Here is a 22,976-nt window from a genome sequence, read left to right as displayed (position 1 = left end):
TGTCTCTCCGGCCGGAGCCGGGTGGATCCACAGTACCGGCCGGTCCTGTGCTGCGGCGGGGCGGTCGGGCGCCACCGCAGGGAGCGTGGCCTGCGTCCCAGCGGGGCTGTTTCACGTGAAACAGCCCCGGGAACGAGGAGAGCCCCCGTCACGACGTGACAGGGGCTCTCGGAGACCGCAGAGGGCGGTCAGGGGTGCGAACTCAGAGGAACGCGGCCAGGTCGGCCTCGAGGGCCGGCTTCGGCTTGGCGCCGATGACGGTCTTCACGACCTCGCCCTTCTGGTAGACCTTCATCGCCGGGATCGACGTGATCTGGTACTTCGCAGCGGTCTGCGGGTTCTCGTCGACGTTCAGCTTGACGATCTCGATCTTGTCGCCGTGCTCGGCCGAGATCTGGTCGAGGATCGGCGCGACCATGCGGCAGGGGCCGCACCACTCGGCCCAGAAGTCGACCAGGACGGTCTTCTCGGAGTCGAGGACGTCGGACTGGAACGATGCGTCGGTGACGCTCTTCGCGGTGGACATGGTGTTCTCTCCTTCACGAGTCGGCGGGCTGCCGGCTCCGATGTGCGATGACCGGACGGTCAGCGGGTGATGAGCTCGGCCCGGGGTGAGCCTTCGGTGTGGGCGGTGCCATCGGCGAGCGAAGCGAGGTAGTGCTCCGCGTCGAGGGCGGCGACCGTTCCGGATGCCGCGGCGGTGACGGCCTGACGGTAGGTCGGGTCGATCACGTCGCCGGCGGCGAAGACGCCGGGAACGGAGGTCTGGGAGGAGCGGCCGACCACCGAGATGGTGCCCTCGGTGGTGAGGTCGAGCTTGCCGTGAACGACGTGCGTGCGCGGGTCGTTGCCGATCGCGATGAACAGGCCGTCGAGGTCGAGGTGGGACTCGGTGCCGTCGACCGTGTCGCGCAGCTTCACGCCGTCGACGTGGTTCTCACCGGTGATGCCGGTGACCTCGGCGTTCCAGATGAACTCGATCCTCTCGTTGTCGAAGGCGCGCTTCTGCATGACCTTCGAGGCGCGGAGAGAGTCCTTGCGGTGGATCACATAGACCTTCGCGGCGTGCTTGGTGAGGAAGGTCGCCTCCTCCATGGCGGAGTCGCCTCCGCCGACGACGGCGATGGTCTTGCCCTTGAAGAAGAAGCCGTCGCAGGTGGCGCACCACGAGACACCATGTCCCGACAGGCGGTCCTCATCGTGGAGGCCCAGCTTGCGGTAAGCGGATCCGGTTGCGACGACGACGGTCTTCGCCTCGATGCTCTCGCCGGAGCCGAGGTGGACGGTCTTGACCTCGCCCTCGAGATCGAGGGAGGTGACGTCGTCGTAGAAGGTCTCGGCGCCGAACTTCTCGGCCTGCGCCTGCATCGAGGTCATCAGCTCGGGGCCGAGGACGCCGTCGGGGAAGCCGGGGAAGTTCTCGACGTCCGTCGTGTTCATCAGGTCGCCGCCGATCTCGACCGACGAGGCCACGACCACCGGGTGCAGCTCGGCGCGCGCCGCGTAGATGGCGGCGGTCCAGCCGGCGGGGCCGGATCCGATGATGACGATGTCGCGCACGGCAACTCCTCGGGGTCTGTACGAGCGGTGACGGGTGGGGCGGGAGCCGAGCACCCGGAGCCGGTCGCTCGAATCGTTCCGCGGCTCCGTGGGCTACAACACATCCTAGGCGGGCACTATTCCGCGGGCCCGGGAGCGTGGGCAGCGCTACGGTCCGGTCGACTCAGCAGAACCGGAAAGGGCCTCTGACCAGGTTTTTACCAGAGCAGCATCAGTGGCCCAGTCGGCGGAGCACCGGAGCGAGGACGGCGCGCAGCTCCGGCACCCGGAGGAACCAGAGGACCGTGAAGTAGACGAGCGCCATCACGGTGCCGATCGCGGCCATCGAGAGCAGCGGCTCCACGTAGTTCGAGACGGCGAAACCGCCCGCGCGCGTGCCGCCGAGGGCGACCAGGACGCCGTAGCCGGCGGCGGCGGAGGGCAGCGCGGCGAGGACGAACTGCGCGAGCCTGACGAGGATCCGCCTGCCTCCGCGGCCGCCGAGCCGGCGGCGCAGGAGGAGGGCCGCCACGAGGGCCTGCACGCAGATGCCGAGCGAGGTCGCAGCGGCGATGCCGACAGCGGTGCGGTCGGCGGGGAGCCGGAGCACGATCAGGTACCCGGCGACCGCCACGACGACCTGCACCAGGGTGAACAGGAACGGCCGCGCTCCGTCGCTCAGGGCGTAGAACGCGCGCTGCATGATGGCGATCGAGGAGAACAGCGGCAGGGCGATCACGTAGGCCATGGCGATCGCTCCGATGGCCTGCGCGTCCGCGAACGAGTCGGTGAAGACGGAGCCGAACGGCACCGCGACCACGACGATCGCGGCGGCGGCGAAGACGAGCATCATCAGCACCAGGCGGAGCGAAGTGGAGACGTCCGAGCGGAACTCCTTCATCTCCCCCCGTGCGGTGTGGCCGCTCATCTTGGTGAAGTAGGCCATGGCGATCGAGATCGCGATGACCGAGTGGGGCAGCATGAAGATCAGCCACGCCTTCTGCAGCGCCGCGGCCGAGGGCCCCTCGCCGGACGCGGTGGAGGAGACCTGGCTCTCGACGATGCCGGCGACGATGGTCAGCAGCACCGTGGCGAACGACCACAGCGACATCCGCCCGGCCGTGCCGAGGCCGACGCCCCGGAAGCGGAAGTCGGGGCGGTAGCTGAGGCCGACCCTCCGCCAGAAGAGCATCAGGAACAGCGACTGGACGACGATGCCCAGCGTCGCGCTCCCGCCGAGGAGGGTGACCATCGCCGGGGACCACGAGTCGACCGGACGGTTCCCCTCCGGATCGGCGCCGAACAGCACCATGAAGGCGACGAGCCCGGCGATCACCACGACGTTGTTCAGCACGGGCGCCCAGGTGAAGGGGCCGAACGAGCCGCGGGCGTTGAGCACCTCGCCGAGGATCGTGAAGAGGCCGTAGAAGAAGACCTGCGGCAGGCACCAGAACGCGAAGGCGACGGCCAGCTGGTACTGCTCCGGTCCGTAGCCGGGCGCGTAGAGGCGCACGAGCAGGGGAGCGAGGACCGTGGCGGCGATCGTTGTCACCAGGAGCAGGCCGAGCGCCAGGGTCAGCAGGCGGTTGATGTAGCCGCGGCCGCCGTCGGCGTCGAGGCCCGCCCGCACGATCTGCGGGACGAGGACGGCGTTCAGAGCGCCGCCCGCGATGATCGAGTAGATCGTGTTGGGAAGCAGGTTCGCCGTCGTGAAGGCGTCCGCGCCCGGCGCGACCGCGGCTCCGATCGTGTTCGCCATGACGATCGACATGACGAAGCCGAGGATCCGCGAGACCATCGTGCCGGAGGCGAGGACGGCGCTCGCGCGTCCGAGGGAGAAGCTAGCCACGCGGGTCCGATCGCTGGTCGTCGAGGTCGGGCTGGACCTCGAGCACGGCGTTCGGGTCCTCCTCGTCCTCAGGGGTGTCGCCTCGACGGCGACGGCGGATGTTGCGGAGGATGCCGGCTCCGAAGACGACGACGAGCGCGATCCCGATGACCAGGGTGCCGACGGTCTCCCAGTCGGCGCGGACGCTGGTCGTCATGCCCGTGGGGGTGCCGATGGGGACGCCCTGCGCCGAGGTCAGCTGCAGGCCGAGGCTCGTCTCTCCGTTGCCGACCCGGGCCTTCACGGGGATGAGGACGCGGCCCTGCGAGCGGGCGTCGATCTCGGTGGTCTCGATCGCCTCCTCGTCGATGTCGAGGACGGCGTTCGAGGTCGAGGCCTGGATGCGGACGGCGATCGGCCAGGGGAGCTCGTTGCGGACGTACACGGGGATGCTCGAGTCGCGGGAGACCTGCAGGATGCTGCCGGTCGCGTCGATCGACACCAGCGAGAGCGTCCGGTCGGCCTCGGTCATGGCCGCGCCGACGGCGTCGCCCCAGCCGCTGCCGTCTCCGCGCCAGGTCACCGAGAGCAGCGCCAGCACGTCGTTGCGGCTCTTGCCCGACAGCAGCTCCGGCTCCTGCAGCACGGAGGAGAACGCCTCGACCTCGGAGCCGGCGTCGAGCAGGTCGCGCACCCGGTCGAGCCGCGACTCCGACTCCGGCGAGTCGACGACGCTCGCGCCCTCGGTCGCGGGGACGGCGAGGGCGGTGGAGAGGGCGACTCCGCGGGCCCAGGGCAGCGACTCGATCGCGTCGAGGGTCTCGGAGAGGCGCGCGGCGCCGATCGCCGAGCCGCGGCCGAGGGTGAGCACGACGTCCGGCGCGGTCCCCTCCTCCTGCACCTCGGCGAGATCGGTGGCGATCTCGGACATGCGGGCGCGCCACTCGGTGTCGTCGGTGGCGGTGGCGGCCGCGTCGAACGCCTCGGTGAGGCGCGAGTCGGCCACGACCAGGTCCGAGTCGCCGACGGTGGCGCGCGAGGTCGTGGTCACCTCCTCCGGCAGCAGGAGACCGGAGGAGGGGACGACCGTGCGGTTCATGCCGCTGGCCGCGTAGACGTCGAGGTCCGACCCGCGGAGGGTGCCCTCGTCGGGCCAGGCGACGCTGCCGAGGGAGGTGCTCCAGTCGGAGGCGAGCAGCGACTCGGTGCTCGGACGCGCCGGCAGGTCCTCGGCCGGCTGGTCGGAGTCGACGGCGACCGTGGGCGCCGGGCTGGCGGTGCCGGGGACCGCGGCGAAGCGGGTGTCGTCGATCGCGTACTCGAAGGAGGTGGGAGAGAGGAGCGCGGAGAGCCCGGCCTGCGCCTGGGCCGAGACGTCGGCGTCGGCGTACGGCAGGGCGAAGCGCTCGTTCGGCACGGACTGCAGCCGGTCGAGCCAGTCGAGCGCCGACTCCGGAGCGGCGCTGCCGAGGATCCGGATCGAGGCGAGGATGCGCGGGTCGACCCCGATCGTGACGCCCTTCCCCGCGACCGCGTCGAGCTGCCGGGTGAGGGTCCCCGTGCCGTCGGTGTAGTCGGCGAGGGCCTCGGCCGAGAGCAGGCCGTCGGCCGTGTCCGGGACGGTGAGCGGGACGAGGACGCTGACGCCGGTCTCGGGCTCCGGGGCCGCCGCGTCGTCGGTCAGCTCGACGGCCGTGCGGGCGGTCGAGACGACACCACCTGGACCGGTGACCGTGACGAGGACGGCGTGGGTGCCGAGCGCGGTCCGGTCGTTGGAGAAGGGGATCTGGTCGACCGGCACGGTGAGGCCGGCCTCGGCGGTGCTGGAGGGCAGCAGGCGCAGCTGGGCGGTCGCACGGACCGGGTCGGTGTCGTTGTCGGCCTCGGCGTCGAGCCAGTCGTGCAGCTCCGCGCGGGTGTCGAGGGTGGCGTAGGAGAGGGCGACCGTCACGTCGGCGCTGTCGATCGCCTCGGTGGTGCCGTTGCGCACGGCGATCGAGAGCTCGAGGTCCTGGCCGGGCCGCAGGACGCCGTCACTGCCGGCCCCGGCGGTCGTGGTGACGGTGCCGGGAGCGGGCGTCGAGGTCGCCGTCGCGGCGGCGACCGGGGCCGCGAGGGCGGGGGAGGCCACGCCGGTCAGGCCGAGCGCGAGGGCGGCAGCACCTGCCGAGCGGAGCAGGAGGAGGGCCGCCCGCGAGCGGCGGGAGCGGAGGGAGGGGTCGCGCCGATGCATCGGACTCACTCGGCCTCCATGCGGGTGATTCTACGGGCAGCCCTCCTCGGGGCAGGCGGTGCGTCCGCTGTGCAGGCGGTTCCCCGGCGTAACCCCCTGGCACGGTCTCCCGCTGCCGGGACACCCCCCGCCACTAGGATCGTGCGAATGCACAGCGTCCAGACCGCTCTCGAGACCCTCCGCGCGCTCGCGGGGACGCCCACGGTGACGCGGCTGGCGGAGGCGTTCGCAGCCCAGGGCCACGAGCTCGCGCTGGTCGGCGGCCCGGTCCGCGACGCCTTCCTCGGCCACGGCGTGCACGACCTCGACTTCACCTCCTCCGCGCGCCCCGACGACATCGTGCGGATCGTCGCTCCGATCGCCGAGGCGCACTGGGACATCGGCCGGGCCTTCGGCACGATCGGCGCTCGCGTGGCCGGCGAGACGGTCGAGATCACGACCTACCGCAGCGACAGCTACGACGGGGTGAGCCGCAAGCCCGAGGTCGAGTTCGGCGACTCGCTCGAGGGCGACCTGGTGCGGCGCGACTTCACGGTCAACGCGATGGCGCTGCGGCTTCCGGAGGTCGTCCTCGTCGATCCCTCGGGAGGAGTGGAGGACCTGCTCGCCGGCCGGTTGCGCACCCCCTCCCCCGCCGACCTCTCCTTCGGCGACGATCCGCTCCGGATGCTCCGCGGCGCGCGCTTCACCTCACAGCTCGGCTTCCGCACCACCGACGAGGTCGAGTGGGCCATGGCCGAGCTCGCCGGCCGGATCGACGACGTCTCGGCGGAGCGCGTGCAGGAGGAGCTGCGGAAGCTCCTCGCGACCGCCTCGCCCCGCGCCGGCCTGGAGCTGCTGGTCGACACCGGTCTGGCCGGTCGCTTCCTCCCGGAGCTGCCCGCGCTGCGTCTGGAGCAGGACGAGCACCACCACCACAAGGACGTCTACACCCACAGCCTCACCGTGCTGGAGCAGGCGATCGCGCTGGAGGAGTCGCGGCACCCCGGAGCCGCGCCCGACGTGGTGCTGCGGCTCGCCGCCCTCCTGCACGACATCGGGAAGCCGGCCACGCGGCGGCTCGAGCCGGGCGGAGCGGTGAGCTTCCACCACCACGACCTGGTCGGCTCCAAGCTCGCGATCAAGCGGATGCGCGCGCTGAAGTTCGACAACCAGACGACGAAGGACGTGGCCCGCCTCATCGAGCTGCACCTGCGCTTCTTCGGGTACACGGACGGCGCGTGGACCGACTCCGCGGTGCGCCGCTACGTGACCGACGCCGGGCCTCTGCTCGAGCGGCTGCACATCCTCACCCGCGCCGACGTGACCACGCGCAACCGCCGCAAGGCCGACCGGCTCGCACACGCCTACGACGACCTCGAGGCGCGCATCGCGGAGCTCGCCGAGAAGGAGGAGCTCGCCTCCAAGCGCCCCGACCTCGACGGCACGCGGATCATGGAGATCCTCGGCCTCGCCCCGGGCCCCGAGGTCGGGCAGGCGTACCGGTTCCTGCTGGAGCTGCGGCTGGAGGAGGGTCCGCTCGGCGAGGAGGTCGCGACGCAGCGGCTCCGCGAATGGTGGGCGTCGCGCTGAGGCGCTGAGCCGGGCCCCGTGCCCGCCTCGCCCTGCGCCCGGGATGGTGCGCCTCGAGCGGATCCGTCCGGCGCGTCGCGGCGGTCCTGTTGTAGTCTGTACAGGTTGTCCACGACCAGACGCACTCGCGTCCGCGGGAGTGGGCAGATGCTACATACCCTCCTGTCACGGAAATACCGTGGCCGTTCAGTCCGAAGGAGGTGGGTTAGTGACGCATCAGTACGAGATCATGGTCATCCTGGACCCCGAGATCGATGAGCGCACCGTCGCTCCGAGTCTCGACAAGTTCCTCAACGTCATCCGCACCGATGGTGGATCCATCGACAAGGTCGACGTCTGGGGCCGCCGTCGTCTGGCGTACGAGATCAACAAGAAGTCCGAGGGCATCTACGCCGTCGTCGACTTCACGTCGACCTCCGCCGCAGCGAACGAGCTCGACCGTCAGCTGAAGCTGTCCGAGGCCGTCATGCGCACCAAGGTGCTGCGGGCCGAAGAGGGCATCGCCCAGGTCGCGGCCGCCGCGAAGCTCGCCGACGAGAAGGCCGCCCGCAAGGCCGCCAAGGCCTCGGCCGCTCCCAAGGCGTAGCGCTCATGGCCGGCGAGACGATCATCACCGTGGTGGGGAACCTCACCGCCGACCCCGAGCTGCGCTACACGCAGGGCGGGCTCGCGGTCGCGAACTTCACCATCGCCTCCACGCCGCGCACCTTCGACCGTCAGGCGAACGACTGGAAGGACGGCGAAGCGCTGTTCCTCCGCGCCTCCGTCTGGCGCGAGTTCGCCGAGAACGTCGCAGGAACGCTGACCAAGGGCAGCCGCGTCATCGCGACCGGCCGCCTGAAGCAGCGCTCCTACGAGACGAAGGAAGGCGAGAAGCGCACCAGCATCGAGCTCGAGATCGACGAGATCGGGCCCTCGCTGCGCTACGCGACCGCGCAGGTCACGCGCGCCTCCGGTGGAGGCGGACGCGGCCAGGCCGGTGGCGGCCAGGGCAACGGCGGTCAGATCGGCGGCGGCCAGGGCGGCTTCGGCGGCGGCGGTCAGGGGGGCTCCGGCAACGCCGGCGGCAACCGTGGCGGTCAGGCCGAGGAGCCGTGGGCGCCGAGCGCTCCCGCCGGTGGCGACGTGTGGAGCACGCCGGGCAGCTACAACGACGAGACGCCGTTCTGAGCCTCGGCTCGGACGCTCTCCTCACCTGAATCACGCCTCCCCCGCACCGCGATCGCTCGCGGCGGGGCAGGGGCGAACCAGAATCTAAGGAAACCACTATGGCTGGAAAGAGCAGCGGCGACCGCCGCAAGCCGATCCGCGGCAAGGGCGCGAAGAACGCGGCCCCCGCGAAGTCGGTCCGCGTGGGTGTCATCGACTACAAGGACGTCGCGACCCTCCGCAAGTTCATCTCGGAGCGCGGGAAGATCCGCGCCCGTCGTATCACCGGCGTCTCCGTTCAGGAGCAGCGCCTCATCGCCCGTGCCGTCAAGAACGCCCGCGAGATGGCGCTCCTGCCCTACGCCGGCAGCGGAAGGTAGGTAACGGTATGTCCAAGGTCATCCTGACCCACGAGGTCGACGGACTCGGCTCGGCCGGCGACGTCGTCGACGTGAAGAACGGGTTCGCCCGCAACTACCTCATCCCGCAGGGCTTCGGCGTCGCGTGGACCCGCGGTGGCGAGAAGCAGGTCGAGCAGATCAAGTCGGCGCGAGCCGCTCGTGAGCACAAGACCATCGAAGAGGCCCAGCACACCAAGCAGGTCCTCGAGGCCAACCGCGTGAAGCTGACGGTCAAGGCCGGCAAGGACGGCCGCCTGTTCGGCTCGGTGAAGACCTCCGACATCGCGAACGCGGTGGCGGCGGCCGGATTCGGCGAGCTCGACAAGCGCAAGATCGTCATCTCGAACGCGATCAAGCACGTCGGCGAGCACGAGGCCGTGGTGCGTCTGCGCGACGACATCCAGGCCACTGTGAAGCTGCAGGTGGTCGCGGCCAAGTAAGGCCGTGAGAACGCCGCGGAGGGCGGTGCGACGGGACTTCCGAGTTCCCTCGCACCGCCCTTCGTCGTTCCCGTTCTCCACAGCTCCATCCACATACACCCTCCAGCGGGACCAACCTTCACTGTGGTCTTGAGACTCTTTTCCCCACACACCTGTGGAAAGCAGGAAATGCCTGGTCAAGAGCCGGAAAAAACTTGCTGAGGGCCGCTGATCCCACAGGGTTGTCCACACGTTGCCCACAGTGGGCCCGGCGTTTCCCCTCGGTTCTGCACAGATCTCTCCACAGGGCGGTTTGCGTGCCGCGGTCGGCGGTCCGTAGGGTGGCGCAGCGCCCCGCGAGGGGTGCGGGCAGGCGCCCGTGCGCCGCTGTCGGAGGTCGCTGGTAGACCGGATCCCGGCACCGGCTCGACCGGACGCGCAGCACCCGACAGGAGGAGGCGAAGGCATGACGATCGCGCACCTGGCGGTACCCGGCTCGGAAGGACGGGACGGTCGCGGAGACCGCGGCGAGTCGCGCGGGAACGAGCGGACCCCTCCGCACGACCTCCTCGCCGAGCAGTCGTCGCTGGGCGGCATGCTGCTCTCGAAGGACGCGGTCGCCGATGTCGTCGAGAGCGTCAAGGGCACCGACTTCTACATCCCCAAGCACGAGATCATCTTCGACGCGATCCTCGCCCTCTACTCGCACGGCGAGCCGACCGACGTCATCGCGGTCACCGACGAGCTCACGAAGCAGGGCGAGCTGCAGCGGGCCGGCGGCGCCGACTACCTGCACACGCTCACCTCGATGGTCCCCACCGCGGCCAACGCCGGGTACTACGCCTCCATCGTCGCCGAGCGCGCTCTGCTGCGCCGCCTCGTCGAGGCGGGCACCCGCATCGCGCAGATGGGCTACCAGGGCGAGGGCGAGGTGCTCGACCTGGTCAACACGGCGCAGGCCGAGATCTACAACGTCACCGGCTCCGAGACGGCGGAGGACTACGTCCCGCTGACCGACGCAGTGACCGTCGCGATCGACGAGATCGAGGCGGCCGCTCACAAGGACGGCAGCTTCACCGGCGTCCCCACCGGCTTCGCCGACCTCGACGACCTGACCAACGGCTTCCACGCCGGGCAGATGATCATCGTCGCCGCGCGCCCCGCGCTCGGAAAGTCGACGCTGGCGCTCGACTTCGCCCGCGCCGCCGCGATCAAGCACAACATGGCCACGATCTTCTTCTCCCTCGAGATGGGGCGCAGCGAGATCGCGATGCGCCTCCTCTCGGCCGAGGCGTCCGTGCCGCTGCAGCACATGCGCAAGGGCACGGTCGACCAGCGCGACTGGACGACCATCGCCTCCACCCGTGGCCGGATCAACGACGCGCCGCTCTACATCGACGACTCGCCCAACATGACCCTCGTCGAGATCCGGGCGAAGTGCCGCCGGCTCAAGCAGCGGGTCGGGCTCAAGATGGTCGTCATCGACTACCTGCAGCTGATGACCTCCGGCAAGAAGGTCGAGAGCCGCCAGCAGGAGGTCTCGGAGTTCTCGCGTGCCCTCAAGCTCCTCGCGAAGGAGCTGCAGGTGCCGGTCATCGCGCTCTCGCAGCTGAACCGAGGCCCCGAGCAGCGCGCCGACAAGCTCCCCGCCATCTCGGACCTCCGCGAGTCCGGCTCGATCGAGCAGGACGCCGACATGGTGATCCTCCTGCACCGCGAGAGCGCCTACGAGAAGGACAACCCGCGCGCGGGCGAGGCCGACCTCATCGTCGCCAAGCACCGCAACGGCCCGACCCGCACGGTGACCGTGGGCTTCCACGGCCACTTCTCGCGCTTCGCCGACATCCCGGCGGTCTGACGTGACAGGTGCTGCTGCCGTCCCCGAGCCCGTCGACGTCCCGCTGGGCGGCGGGTCGATCCGCCTGGGCCAGTTCCTCAAGTTCGCGGGGATCCTCTCGGGCGGCGAGGCCAAGGAGGCGGTCGCCGAGGGGATGGTGACCGTCAACGGCGAAGTCGATCTGCGCCGCGGGCGCCAGCTCGCCGTCGGCGACGTCGTCGGGTTCGACCGGAACCGCTTCCGCGTCTGCGAGTGAGCGCGGCCGCGCCTCGACGGGTGCGATCGGCCGAGACGCCGCGGAACGGATGAGACGCCGCTCAGAGGCGGGCGCGTCGGCGTGTTGAGCGGTGGCTCGGCGCACACTGGCTCCTGGACATCCCGGGACGACAGGAGACGCGCGTGCAGCTCGGCATTCACTTCATGAACTTCACCCTTCCGGGCGGAAGCGCGGGGATCGCGCCGATCCTCGGAGCGACCGCGCGGACGGCCGAGGACGTCGGCTGCGCCTGGTTCACGCTGATGGACCACTACTTCCAGATGGAGCACTTCGCGACGAGCGAGGATCCGATGCTCGAGGGCTACACCTCGCTCGGCTTCGTCGCCGGCCGGACGGAGCGGATGCGGCTGGGTCTCCTCGTCACCGGCGTGACGTACCGCCATCCGGGACTGCTCGCGAAGATCGTCACCACCCTCGACGTGCTCTCCGGCGGGCGCGCGATGCTCGGCATCGGGGCCGCCTGGTACGAGCGCGAGCACCTCGGGCTCGGCGTGCCGTACCCGCCGCTGAAGGAGCGGTTCGAGCGGCTGGAGGAGACGCTGCGGATCTGCCGTCAGATGTGGAGCGACGACGACGGGCCGTTCGAGGGGACGCACTACCGGCTCGCCGAGACGCTGAACCACCCGGCGCCGATCCAGCAGCCCGGCCCGCCCATCCTCATCGGCGGCGGCGGAGAGAGGAAGACGCTGCGGCTGGTCGCGCAGTACGGCGACGCCTGCAACCTGTTCGGCACCGGCGCGGACGACGTGGCGCACAAGCTGGACGTGCTGAAGCGGCACTGCGACGATCTCGGGCGCGACTACGCGACGATCACGAAGACCATCACCGGGGGCGGCGATCCGATCGGCGATCCCGACGGCTTCGTCCGCGCGATGGAGGAGTACGCGGCGCTGGGGATCGACCACGTGCAGCTGGCGCCGGCCGGGCCGGATCCGGAGGGGTACGTCGCTCGGCTGGGCGAGGCCGTGATCGAGCGGGTGGCGGCTCTCGGCTGAGGGCTTCGGGACGCACGGCACTCCGACCGGTTCGGGTGCCGCGGGCGTCACCGCTGATCCGCTCCGCCGGCCGGGTCCGCCGTCACCGGCGCGAGGACTCCAGTGGCGGCCATGTCCCGGGTCGGGGGACGCCGTCGGCGGATCCTGCCCCCCGTCAGGGTCGCGGCGTAGACGCGGGCGAGGAGCGCGACCTACGGTTCGAGCCTCCCACCTCGGGTTATTGAGCTCACGCTGACGTGGGCAGATCGCTGGCCTCATGCCGCACGTGTCCTCTCGTACCTCGCTCCGCCGTCATCGGCAGAACCGCAGAAGAGGGGCGATCGGGACGGGTGTCGTCCTCGCCGTCGTCGGCGCCGCGCTCTTCGCCGGCGTCTCGGCGCAGGCGGCCACTGCTCCCGATCTCGGCACGGCGGAGGACTACTCGGTCCTGGCCGCGTCGACCGTGACGAACACGGGGTCGAGCGTCCTGGACCAGAGCGTCGGGGTCAGCCCGCTGACCGCCGTCACCGGGTTCCCGCCCGGACGGACGGACGGAGTGATCCACCGCGGAGACGCGGAGGCGGCCCAGGCCCAGGCCGACGTGGGCACCGCCTACGGACAGCTCGCCTCGCAGGCGACGACCGCGCAGATCGGCGCCGAGATCGGCGGCAGCACGCTGAAGCCCGGGGTCTACACCGCGGCCGGACCGGTCGGAGTGACGGGGACGCTCACGCTCGACGCCGAGGGCGTCAACGAGGCGGTCTTCGTGATCCGCGCCGCGTCGACGCTGACGACGGCCTCGTCGAGCACGGTGGCCCTGATCAACGGAGCGCAGGCCTGCAACGTCTACTGGCAGATCGGCAGCTCCGCGACTCTCGGCACCGACTCGGACTTCGTGGGCTCCGTGCTCGCCTCGGTCTCGATCACGGTGACGACGGGCGTCTCCGTCGAGGGCCGCGCACTGGCCCGCACGGGAGCGGTCACGCTCGACTCCAACGACTTCACCGAGCCGGGCTGCGAGCCCTCCGACGGCGGATCGTCGCCGACGGCGACTCCGACCATCACGCCGACCGTGACGCCGACGATCACGCCGACCGTGACGCCGACGGTCACGCCCACCGTGACGCCGACCGTGACTCCGACGGTCACGCCGACCGTGACCCCGACGGTCACGCCCACCGTGACGCCGACGGTCACTCCGACCGTGACGCCGACGGTCACTCCGACCGTGACGCCGACGGTCACTCCGACCGTGACGCCGACGGTCACTCCGACGGTGACGCCCACGGTCACTCCGACGGTGACGCCCACGGTCACTCCGACGGTGACCCCGACCATCACGCCGACCGTGACGCCGACCGTGACTCCGACGGTGACCCCCACCGTCACGCCGACCGTCACGCCGACCGTCACGCCGACCGTGACTCCGACCGTGACTCCGACAGTGACTCCGACAGTGACTCCGACGGTCACGCCGACCGTGACGCCGACCGTGACTCCGACCGTCACGCCGACCGTCGTGCCCACCGTGGCTCCGACGGTCACGCCCACTGTCACTCCGACCGTGACTCCGACGGTCACGCCCACCATCACTCCGACGGTGACCCCGACGATCGCGCCCACCGTGGCTCCGACGGTCACGCCGACGACCACGCCGACGGCGACTCCCACCACCACGCCGACGGTGACCCCCACCACCACGCCGACCGCGACGCCCACGGCCTCGCCGTCTCCGACCGCGACCACAGCGCCGCGACCGGCGCCCTCCCACGCCGCGGTCGTTCCCGTGTCCGGGTCGAACGGTCCCCGCGGTCCGGCTCTCGCCTCGACCGGAGTGGACGCCGCAGCGACGGCGACCGCCGGAGTGCTGGGCCTGCTCGCCCTGGTCGGCGGCGGTCTGATGCTCCTCACCCTCCGACGCCGCGGTGAGCGCACCGGCAGCTGATCCCGGCTGATCACCGGCAGCTGATCACCGCCAGGCCGTGCGCCGGACTCCCGAGGGGTCCGGCGCACGTCTGCGTCCACGATCGCGCTCCGCCCGTCTCTCCGGTGTCCTCGCCGCTGTGCGCAGGCCCGCTCGTGGGTCGAGACGCCGCTCCGAGCGTCGGGGCACCGCTGAGCAGGCGGTGTCTCGGACGTGGGGCGGTGTCCGGGCAGGAGGCGGGTGCGCGTCCGGGTGAGCACGCACTGCTCGTGACACGGGTGTATCCCGGTGCCGTCGGGCCCGCTCGTGCGTCGAGACGCCGCTCCGATCGCCGGGACATCGCGGTAGGGCCAGTGTCTCGGGGCGGAAGGCGCAATGCGAGGAGTGCGCGACCGTTCTGCTCGGAACGCGGGCGTCCGCTCGATGCCGGGGTCCGCTCCGCCCGGCCGTCAGACGCCGGCCAGCTCGGCTCGGAAGGGCGGGTCCGCGCCGATGCGGGAGGCGGTGACTCCCGCCGCCCGGGCCGCCCACCGGCCCGCCGCGAGGAGGGCGTCCTCGTCGAGAGCGGTGGTCCCGCTGTCGAGGAGGGCGTCGATCAGCCCGGCCATCGCCGTGTCGCCGGCGCCGATGGTGTCCGCGACGGTGATGCGGGAGGCGGGGACGACGACCCGGGCCCGGCGGGACGCGAGGACCATCCCCTCGCCGCCGCGCGTGACGATCGCCAGCGAAGGGCCGGCGGCCAGGAGGCGGTCGAGGACGGCGTCGACGGAGTCGCCGGGGTGGAGCCACTCGGCGTCCTCGTCGCTCAGCTTCACCAGATCGCAGCGCCGGAGGAGCCGCTCGAGGACGCGGTGGACCTCAGCGCGCGCAGGGAGCACCTCGGGCCGGATGTTGGGGTCGAGGCTGACGGAGGTCCTGGGCGGCAGACGGTCGAGCAGGTCCGCGACCGCGTCTGCTCCGGGATGCAGGAAGGCGGCGATCGACCCGGTGTGGAGGTGCACGGCTCCGTCGGGATCGATGCGGTCCGGGTCCCAGCTGAGGTCGAACTCGTACCGGGCCGACCCGTCGGCGCCGATGACCGCCGCCGCGGTCGACGTGGTGCCGCGCGCGGGCGCCGACACCGCGACTCCGGCCTCCTCCAGGTGCGCTCGGGCCCGGCGTCCGCGCTCGTCGTCGCCCAGGGCGGTGGCGAAGCGGACGGAGCGGCCGAGCCGGGAGAGGGCGACGGCGACGGTCGCGGGCGAGCCGCCGACGTGCTCCGACCGGCTCCCGTCCCGCTCGACGACGTCGACGACGGTCTCGCCGACGACGAGGACGCGAGAGCCGGAGCCCGCGCCGGGGCCGCTGCCGGAGCCCGCGCCGGGCCCGCTCACTCCGCCGCCGCGCGGACCTGCAGCGTCGTGAACGGCGCCGACGGGAAGACGAGCTGGGTGAGGGTGCTGAGACCCCCGCCGAGGAACACCTCGACCACCGAGGCGTCGACGACGATGCGGACCGGGATCCGCCCCGACTCGTCCGGCCCGGGCAGCGGAGCCCAGTCGACCGAGGGGAAGGACGCCGCGAAGTCGACCGCGCCGCTGCGCGTGCGGTCGCAGGTCAGCACTCCCTCGTCGCCGTCGACCGTGAGCACCACTTCGTCGTCGGTCGTGCCGGTGAGCAGGCGCAGCTCGGTGCGGTCGCCGGGGAGGCGGGACACGTCGACGTCGAAGACGCGGACGTCGCGGGACGCCGGCCCGGTCGGCAGGACCGCCCGCTGCGCGAGGCGGAGACGGCCGTCGGCCCCGCGGACGAGGTCGAGCTCGCGCACGAGCGACATGGACGAGCGCCACGGGCCGGTGGGCGTCTCGTTCGCGTAGTCCCAGTTGCTGGCCCACGCGATCGTGAGGCGGCGGCCCTCGGGAGCGTCGTTGAAGGAGACGGCCGCGTAGTAGTCCCGGCCGTAGTCGAGCCAGTCGTAGTCGGCGGGGTCCTCGGACGCGCTGAGCCGGTCGGCGGTGAACTCGGCTCCGTCGAAGTCGCCGAGGAAGTACTGGCTGCCGGAGCCGCCGGCGATGCCGCCCGGGTTGAGGCTCACGATCATCATCCAGCGGACCTCGTCGGTGCCGCGCACGCGCAACGGGAAGAGGTCCGGGCACTCCCAGACGCCGCCCGTGGCATGGGCGGGGCCGAAGTGGGAGCGCCGGGTCCACGCGATCAGGTCGGGCGAGGTGTAGACCGCGACGCGGCGGTCGACCGCCTCGACGGCGACCATCACCCAGTGGCCGTCGTCCCCGCCGAACCAGAAGACCTTCGGATCGCGGAACTCCGCGGAGCCGATGTCGAGGACGGGGTTGCCCGCGTACCGGGTCCAGGTGGCGCCGTCGTCGACGCTGTAGGCGAGCGCCTGGGCCTGCGAGGCTCCGGTGCCGTCCGGGAGGGCGTCGCGGGCGGCCGTGTAGACCGCGACGAGGGCCGTCTCGCCGGGGCCGGCGAAGCCCGCCGTGTTGCGGACGTCGGCGACGGCGCTGCCGGAGAAGGCCATCTCGCCGTCGAGGACGGGGATCGCGACGGGCTGCTCGCTCCACGACACCAGATCGGTCGAGGTCGCGTGGCCCCAGGACATGTTGCCCCAGGTGCTGCCGGTCGGGTTGTTCTGGAAGAACAGGTGGTAGGTGCCGTTGTGGAAGAGGAGCCCGTTCGGGTCGTTCAGCCAGGTGGATCGGGCGGTGAAGTGGGCGGATGGACGCCAGGCGTCGGTCGTCGTGGTGATGGTCACAAGGGCTCCTGAGGAGAGGGGTTCGGTGCGGCCGGACGAGGGGCGCGGGCGGCTGCCGCCCGCGCCCCCGGGGACTACTCGCCGCCGTTCTGGAAGCGGTCGTAGGCCTGCTGGTACGTCGCGGTCACGTCGGAGGCGCCCATCGACTCCAGCTGCGAGACGTAGGAGTCCCACTCGCTGTCGACGGTCCCGTTGACGATCCAGGCGGCGAACTTCTCCTTCACCAGGGTGTTGATGTCGGTCAGCGCGTACGAGACGCGGTCGAGCTCGTCGTTCGAGAGCATCACCGGCGGGTAGGCGTCGTTCGCCTTGTAGGGGAGGTAGTACTCGTTCACCAGGTCCTGGCGCTCCTTCGCGCGCGGCTCGGGGGCCACGACGGTCTCGAAGTCCTTCTCGGTGGTGATCTTCGGGCCGCCCGGGGCGACCTTCTGGCGGCGCTCGCCCTCGGCCTCGCCGGCGGCGGCGGGGATCTGCACGAGGAGGCCGGTGGCCTCGTCCTTCTGGAGGGTCACGCCGAGGGGTCCCCAGCTGCTCTGGGCGCTCATCTCGGGGTCGAAGAGGCGGTCGGCCCAGCGCATCGTGGCGGCGGGGTACTCGTTGGAGCGGGTGATCGCCATCGCGCCGCGGTTGATCTCCTGGTTGCTGGTGACGCTGGCGCGCTTCTCGCCGTCGACGCCCTCGAGCACGCCGAGGATCGCGTAGTCGCCGAGGCGGTCCTCGCCGACCATCTCCTTCGCCTCCCACCAGAAGAAGGAGCCGAGGACCGGGGTGTCGGCCTTGCCCTTGGAGAGGAAGGCGACGTCGTCCTGCGAGAACGACTCGGGGTCGATGAGCCCGTCGGCGTACCAGTCGGAGAGCGCCTCGACGCCCTGCTTGTAGCCGTCGGTGTCGGCCGTGAACTGCACCTTCCCGTCGACCACGATGCGGTGGTCGTTGTTCTCCGGCTGCCCGCCGAGCGCCGCGACCAGGTCGTGCGGGTTGCCGCAGAAGGAGTCGGTGCGGAAGGACAGCGGGATCTCGTCGGCCTTGCCGTTGCCGTTGGGGTCGCCGGTTCTGAAGGCCTCGAGCGCGGCCCGGTACTCCTCGATCGTCGTCGGCATCGGGAGGCCGAGCGCGTCGAGCCAGGCGGTGTTGATGAAGAGGAAGTTCGGGTACTGGAGGATCCCGAGCTCCTCGACCGAGGGCAGCGTGTAGATGTGGCCGTCCGAGGCGGTGAGCGCGGCGCGGATGTCGGGCCGGTCCTCGAGGATCGCGGAGAGGGTCGGCGCGTGCTCCTCGATCAGGTCCTCGAGCGGGATGAGCGTGCCGTTCTCGCCGTACTGCACGATCTCGGCGTCGGTGAGGCCCGAGTTGAACAGCACGTTCGGCACGTCGTCGCTGGCGAGGAGGAGGTTCTTCTTCTCGGCGTAGACCTGCTCCGGGAGGTTCTTCCAGTCGATCGAGATGTTGGTGTCCTCCTCCCACTGCTGCACGAGCTGCATCGAGGAGTAGTCGGGGGACAGGGCGGACTTGGTGCCGCCGAAGGTCAGCGACAGCGTGTCGTCGACGATCGGCAGGCCGGTCTCGTTGAAGCCGACCTCGCTCGAGCGGTCCTGGACGGGGTCGTTCCCGCCGCCGGTCGTGCAGCCGGCCAGGAGCAGTCCGCCGGAGAGGGCGAGTGCGGTGGTGGTGAAGAAACTGCGGTGTCTCATCGTTCGTGTTCCTCTTGTCGAAAGGGTGGTGCGGGAGGGGTGGAGGGTCAGCTCTTCACGGCGCCGAGAAGGGCGCCCTTGGTGAAGTGCTTCTGCATGAAGGGCAGGACGATCAAGAGGGGGATCGTCGAGACGACGATCATTCCGTACTTGATCAGCTCGCCCAGGCGCTGGGCGGCGGCGTAGGAGTCCATCGCTCCGGAGCCGCCTGCGGAGGTGACCTCGGACTGGATCAGGACGTTGCGCAGCACCAGCTGGAGCGGGTACTTGCTCTCGTCGTCGAGGTAGATCAGGGCGTCGAAGAAGGCGTTCCAGTTGGCCACGAGGTGGATCATGATCATGAGGAAGATCAGCGGCTTCGACAGCGGCAGGACGATGCTGAAGAAGAAGCGGAAGTCGCTCGCGCCGTCCATCTGAGCGGCGTCGCGCAGCTCGCCCGGCACGTTGTTCTCGAAGAAGGCGCGGGCGATGATCAGGTTCCAGACGCCGACCGCGCCGGGCAGGACCACGGCCCAGATCGTGTCCAGCATCCCGAGGTCGCGCACCACCAGGTAGCGGGCGATCAGGCCTCCGTCGATGAACATCGTGAGGATGAAGATCAGGAGGAAGACGGTCCGCCCGTAGAGGTCCTTCCTCGACAGGGCGTAGGCCGCGCAGAGGATCGTGCTGACGCTGATCGCGGTGCCGACGACCGTGTACAGGACCGAGTTGCCGAAGCCCTGCCAGATCGCGCCGTCCGAGAAGATCCGCCCGTAGCCCTCGAGGGTGAAGCCGGCCGGCCAGAGCCAGACGTTCCCGTTGAGGATCTGCGACGGCTCGCTGAACGAGGCGATCACGATGAAGTACATCGGGTAGACGATCGCGACGATCGCCAGGAGCAGGACGGCGATCGCGATCGTGTTGAACACGGGGTCCGCGTACCGTCCGGTGCGCTTCGCCGGCGCGGTGCGGCGAGGGGGAGTCGGTGCCGACGGCTCGCGGACGGCGCGGTCGGGGTGGATGGTCTGTGTCATGGCGTCGTCACCAGAGGCTCGATTGGCCCGCACGGCGGGCGACCTGGTTGAAGGTCGCCAGCAGGACGAGGTTGATCAGGGAGTTGAAGAGGCCGATGGCGGCCGAGTAGCTGAACTGCGCCTGCTGCAGCCCCGCCTTGTAGACGTAGGTCTGGATCACCTCGGAGGTCGGGAGGTTGAGGTCGGTCTGCATGAGCAGGACCTTCTCGAATCCGAGGTTGAAGAGATTGCCGATCGCCAGGATGAACAGGATCGTGATCACCGGCAGGATGCCCGGGATGTCGATGTGGCGGATCCGCTGCCACTTGCTCGCTCCGTCGACGCGGGCGGCCTCGTGCAGAGCCGGGTCGATCGCGGTGAGGGCGGCGAGGTAGACGATCATCGAGAATCCGGCGTTCTGCCAGATGTCGGAGCCGATGTAGAGGGGCCGGAACCAGTCCGGCGAGCCCATGAAGAACACCGGCTCTCCCCCGAGGGCGACGATCGCGCTGTTCACGATCCCGGACCGCGGCGAGAAGAGCAGGTGGATCATGCCCACGACCACGACGACCGAGATGAAGGACGGCGAGTAGAGCACCGTCTGCGTGAACTTCTTGAACCGCTCGCTCTGCAGCTGGTTGACGATCAGCGCGAGCACGATCGGCACCGGGAAGGCGATGAGCAGCCCCAGGGCGTTCACCGTCAGGGTGTTCTCGATCAGGCGCCCGAACTGGAACGACGAGACGAAGCGGGTGAAGTTGTCCAGGCCCACCCACGGGCTGCCCGAGAAGCCGAGCGACGGGTTGTAGTCGCGGAAGGCGATCTGAGCGCCGTACATCGGCCAGTACTTGAACAGCGCCACGAAGACGAGCGCCGGGGTCAGTAGTACGTATAACTGCCAGGAGCGCAGGGCGCGCCTCGCAGCGGAGCCGAGGCGCTGCCTCGGGCTCAGGAGGCGCCGTGGCCGGGGGATCCCGGGGGCGGACTTCATCGTCGTCATGCGCGCACCTCTGCACTCGTCACCGATCCGCGGAGGACCGGTGAGCAATGGATGGGATGGGGTCGGGGCTCCTCGCGCGGTTCCGCGAGGAGGAGGGAGACGGCGTCGCGGGCCATGCGCTCGTGGGGGAGCGCGACGGTCGTGAGGCCGGGGTCGAGGTAGGAGGCGAGGGTCTCCTGGTCGTCGAAGCCGACGATGGAGCAGTCCTCGGGCACGCGGAGGCCGCGCGCCTCGAGAGCCCGGTAGGCGCCCCAGGCGGTGCGGTCGTTGCCGCAGAAGATCGCGGTGGGGGGATCGGCCTCGTCGAGGAGCTCCGCGGTGAGCGCGAGGCCGTCCTCGACGGTGCCGCCGGAGCCGTGCCGGACGAGGCGGGGGTCCACGGTGAGGCCCGCCTCCTCGAGGGCGCGGCGGTAGCCCGCCCGCCGTCCGACACCCGCGGGGAGATCGCTGTCGGCCGGCTGGATGTCGATGTAGGCGATGCGGCGGTGGCCGGCGCCCGTCAGCTGGCTGGTGGCGGTGTACCCGCCCTCCTCCTCGTCCGGGAAGACGCTCGAGAAGCGCCCGCCGGCGGACTGGGCGTTCACGACCACGGTGGGCACGTCGCCCAGCGCCTCCGGCACCTCGACGACGCGGTGGTACATCGAGGCGTAGATGACGCCGAGCACGCGGTACGACAGCATCATGTCGATCGCCGACTCCTCGAGGGCGCGCTCGCCGAAGGTGTCGACGCTGAGGATGATGTGGCCGCTCTCCCAGGCCCGCATCTGCGCGCCCTTCAGCAGGCGGCCGGCGAAGGGGGAGCTGGCGACCTCGTCCGAGACGAAGCCGATCATGCCCGACTGCCCGCTGCGGAGCGACTTCGCGAAGGCGTTGGTGCGGTAGCCGAGATCATCGACCGCCTCCATCACGCGGGCTCGGGTGGCCTCGGTGACGCGGTTGCCGGGAGCGTTGTTGAGCACGAGGGACACGGTGGCCTGGGAGACGCCGGCGCGCTCCGCGACCTGCCTCATCGTCGCCGTCCGTCCGGCCATGACCCACCTCCTCGTGGTCTCGGTTATTCGTATAACTGGAAAGTACACATCCGAGAGCGCGGCGTCAACATCCGATTCCGCGAGCCCCGATCGGCAGGTCGCGAGAACGCAGGAGTCGTCGTTCCGGAGCTCGAGTGCGACGACGTCCGCGTTCTCGCGGAGGGCGGGGGCGTCAGCCGGAGGACTCCCGCGGCACGAGGCGGACGGGCATGGCCTGCACGCCCGCGGTCGGACGTCCGTGGATCGCGTTCGAGAGCTCCTCCGCGGCGGCACGGCCGAGCGTGTCGAGCATCATGTCGATGCTCGAGAGCGGCGGGCGGGCGGCCTCGACGAGGAGGTCCCAGTTGTCGAAGCCGACGACGGCCACGTCCTGCGGCACCCGCCGGCCGGTCTCGCGCAGGTGGTCGAGGGTGCCGCGGGCGATCTGGTCGCTCGCGCAGATGATCGCGTCGAGGTCCGGATGCGCGCGCAGCAGCGACTCGGCGCACTGGCGGCCCCAGCTCTCGGACCACTGCCCGAAGAGGACGCCGCCGCCGACCAGCGGTAATCCCGCCTCCGTCAGCGCCTGCTCGACGCCCCGGGCACGGTCGTGGGCGGCGGTGTAGCTCGGCTCGCCGTTGACGAGGGCGATCCTCGTCCGTCCGCGCTCGATCAGGTGGCGGGCGGCGAGGACGCCGGCCTGCACGTTGTCGGGCGTGAAGGAGGAGTCGCGCGGATCCTCCGAGGGCGCGTAGGCGTAGACGACCGGCACCGGGATGGTGCGGGTGATCGAGGGGCGCGGGTTCGTCGTCCGACCGAGCACCACGATCCCGTCGACGCGCTTGGCGAGCAGGTTCTTGATGTGGTGCTGCTCGCGGATCGAGTCGCCGCGGGCGTCGCAGAGGAGCACCGACGTCGATCCGGCGCCGAACGCGTCCTCGGCGCCGAGCAGCACGGGGAGCACGAAGCGGTTGTCGAGATCGTTGGTGAGCATCCCGATGGTGCCCGTGCGCCGGGAGTTGAGGGCCTGCGCGAACGGGTTCGGGGTGAAGGAGAGGGCCTCGGCGGCGTCCAGCACGCGCTGGCGGGTCTCGGCGCGCACCTGGTCGCGGCCGTTGAGCGCCTTGGAGGCGGTGGCGATCGAGACGCCGGCGGCGGCCGCCACGTCGGTGAGCGTGATGGTGCCGGTGGGCTTGCGTGGTGGCACCGCGTCTCCGTTCCGGGCCCGACGGGCCGCCGCGATGATCCTCGCACGACTCGGCGTAAAAACCGAAAAGACCGAAAAGGTCGCATCTCTTGACGGACTGACCTGCTCTGCCTAGGTTTACCCGACAGAAAGTAGTTTCGGCCCGGCGTAGACGATCGGGACGACTGC

At 70.7% G+C, this 22,976-nt stretch carries 20 protein-coding genes; 9 read left to right on the top strand and 11 right to left on the bottom strand.

The window, feature by feature from the left end:
- Positions 1-202: 202 nt before the first annotated feature.
- The 4 genes from trxA to C5C39_RS02780 form a co-directional block, all read right to left on the bottom strand.
- Positions 203-526, bottom strand: coding sequence for a thioredoxin (trxA, locus tag C5C39_RS02795; RefSeq protein ID WP_104222687.1), 324 nt, complete (start codon positions 524-526; stop codon positions 203-205).
- Between the two features lie 59 nt (positions 527-585).
- Positions 586-1,560 carry a thioredoxin-disulfide reductase gene (gene trxB / locus C5C39_RS02790; RefSeq protein ID WP_104225794.1) on the bottom strand — a complete coding sequence of 325 codons (975 nt, stop codon included), beginning with the start codon at positions 1,558-1,560 and terminating at the stop codon, positions 586-588.
- 211 nt (positions 1,561-1,771) lie between these two features.
- Entirely contained in the window at positions 1,772-3,388 is a 1,617-nt protein-coding gene (murJ, locus tag C5C39_RS02785; RefSeq protein ID WP_258075756.1) for a murein biosynthesis integral membrane protein MurJ, read from the bottom strand.
- Complete coding sequence (locus C5C39_RS02780; protein ID WP_104352625.1) at positions 3,381-5,600, bottom strand: DUF6049 family protein; 2,220 nt, start codon at positions 5,598-5,600, stop codon at positions 3,381-3,383. The genes murJ and C5C39_RS02780 overlap by 8 nt, the downstream gene beginning before the upstream one ends.
- A 147-nt stretch (positions 5,601-5,747) precedes the next feature.
- On the opposite strand from C5C39_RS02780, the gene C5C39_RS02775 reads away from it, so the two are divergent.
- The 9 genes from C5C39_RS02775 (at position 5,748) to C5C39_RS17800 (ending at position 14,174) form a co-directional block, all read left to right on the top strand.
- On the top strand, positions 5,748-7,172 hold the full coding sequence (locus C5C39_RS02775) for a CCA tRNA nucleotidyltransferase (protein ID WP_104352624.1): 1,425 nt from the start codon (positions 5,748-5,750) through the stop codon (positions 7,170-7,172).
- Between the two features lie 208 nt (positions 7,173-7,380).
- The gene (rpsF, locus tag C5C39_RS02770; RefSeq protein WP_068207796.1) at positions 7,381-7,758 is read left to right on the top strand and encodes a 30S ribosomal protein S6; all 378 of its coding nucleotides are present in this window, start codon (positions 7,381-7,383) and stop codon (positions 7,756-7,758) included.
- A 5-nt stretch (positions 7,759-7,763) separates the two neighbouring features.
- Positions 7,764-8,342, top strand: coding sequence for a single-stranded DNA-binding protein (locus tag C5C39_RS02765; RefSeq protein WP_104222691.1), 579 nt, complete (start codon positions 7,764-7,766; stop codon positions 8,340-8,342).
- Positions 8,343-8,440: 98 nt separating this feature from the next.
- Entirely contained in the window at positions 8,441-8,701 is a 261-nt protein-coding gene (gene rpsR, locus C5C39_RS02760; protein ID WP_055784551.1) for a 30S ribosomal protein S18, read from the top strand.
- An 8-nt stretch (positions 8,702-8,709) separates the two neighbouring features.
- Positions 8,710-9,162: a 50S ribosomal protein L9 gene (gene rplI, locus C5C39_RS02755; protein WP_104222692.1), complete on the top strand. Its 453-nt coding sequence runs from the start codon at positions 8,710-8,712 to the stop codon at positions 9,160-9,162.
- A gap of 445 nt (positions 9,163-9,607) precedes the next feature.
- Positions 9,608-10,999, top strand: a complete 1,392-nt coding sequence (gene dnaB, locus C5C39_RS02750) for a replicative DNA helicase (protein WP_104352623.1) — start codon at positions 9,608-9,610, stop codon at positions 10,997-10,999.
- 1 nt (position 11,000) lies between these two features.
- Positions 11,001-11,234 carry an RNA-binding S4 domain-containing protein gene (locus C5C39_RS02745; RefSeq protein ID WP_104247028.1) on the top strand — a complete coding sequence of 78 codons (234 nt, stop codon included), beginning with the start codon at positions 11,001-11,003 and terminating at the stop codon, positions 11,232-11,234.
- A 143-nt stretch (positions 11,235-11,377) separates the two neighbouring features.
- Positions 11,378-12,250 (top strand): LLM class F420-dependent oxidoreductase, encoded by an 873-nt coding sequence (locus C5C39_RS02740; protein ID WP_181136302.1) that lies wholly within the window; start codon positions 11,378-11,380, stop codon positions 12,248-12,250.
- 265 nt (positions 12,251-12,515) lie between these two features.
- Entirely contained in the window at positions 12,516-14,174 is a 1,659-nt protein-coding gene (locus tag C5C39_RS17800) for an ice-binding family protein (RefSeq protein WP_258075755.1), read from the top strand.
- Positions 14,175-14,602: 428 nt separating this feature from the next.
- Here the strand turns inward: C5C39_RS17800 and C5C39_RS02730 are convergent, their stop codons facing one another.
- From C5C39_RS02730 to C5C39_RS02700, 7 genes are all read right to left on the bottom strand, one after another.
- The gene (locus C5C39_RS02730) at positions 14,603-15,526 is read right to left on the bottom strand and encodes a PfkB family carbohydrate kinase (RefSeq protein ID WP_104352621.1); all 924 of its coding nucleotides are present in this window, start codon (positions 15,524-15,526) and stop codon (positions 14,603-14,605) included.
- A complete protein-coding gene (locus C5C39_RS02725) occupies positions 15,523-16,908 on the bottom strand; it encodes a glycoside hydrolase family 32 protein (RefSeq protein WP_104352620.1) in 1,386 nt (461 codons plus the stop codon). The genes C5C39_RS02730 and C5C39_RS02725 overlap by 4 nt, the downstream gene beginning before the upstream one ends.
- A gap of 74 nt (positions 16,909-16,982) precedes the next feature.
- Entirely contained in the window at positions 16,983-18,599 is a 1,617-nt protein-coding gene (locus C5C39_RS02720; RefSeq protein WP_104352619.1) for an ABC transporter substrate-binding protein, read from the bottom strand.
- Positions 18,600-18,646: 47 nt separating this feature from the next.
- Positions 18,647-19,612: a carbohydrate ABC transporter permease gene (locus tag C5C39_RS02715; protein WP_104268804.1), complete on the bottom strand. Its 966-nt coding sequence runs from the start codon at positions 19,610-19,612 to the stop codon at positions 18,647-18,649.
- Positions 19,613-19,619: 7 nt separating this feature from the next.
- Positions 19,620-20,591 carry a sugar ABC transporter permease gene (locus tag C5C39_RS02710; RefSeq protein ID WP_244229528.1) on the bottom strand — a complete coding sequence of 324 codons (972 nt, stop codon included), beginning with the start codon at positions 20,589-20,591 and terminating at the stop codon, positions 19,620-19,622.
- Entirely contained in the window at positions 20,588-21,622 is a 1,035-nt protein-coding gene (locus tag C5C39_RS02705; protein WP_104352618.1) for a LacI family DNA-binding transcriptional regulator, read from the bottom strand. The genes C5C39_RS02710 and C5C39_RS02705 overlap by 4 nt, the downstream gene beginning before the upstream one ends.
- A gap of 172 nt (positions 21,623-21,794) precedes the next feature.
- The gene (locus tag C5C39_RS02700; protein ID WP_104352617.1) at positions 21,795-22,808 is read right to left on the bottom strand and encodes a LacI family DNA-binding transcriptional regulator; all 1,014 of its coding nucleotides are present in this window, start codon (positions 22,806-22,808) and stop codon (positions 21,795-21,797) included.
- Between the last annotated feature and the right edge of the window lie 168 nt (positions 22,809-22,976).

Origin of the sequence: Rathayibacter sp. AY1F3, from assembly GCF_002931975.1 — a bacterium.
GTDB lineage: Bacteria > Actinomycetota > Actinomycetes > Actinomycetales > Microbacteriaceae > Rathayibacter.
This window is presented reverse-complemented; position numbering and strand designations above follow the sequence as displayed.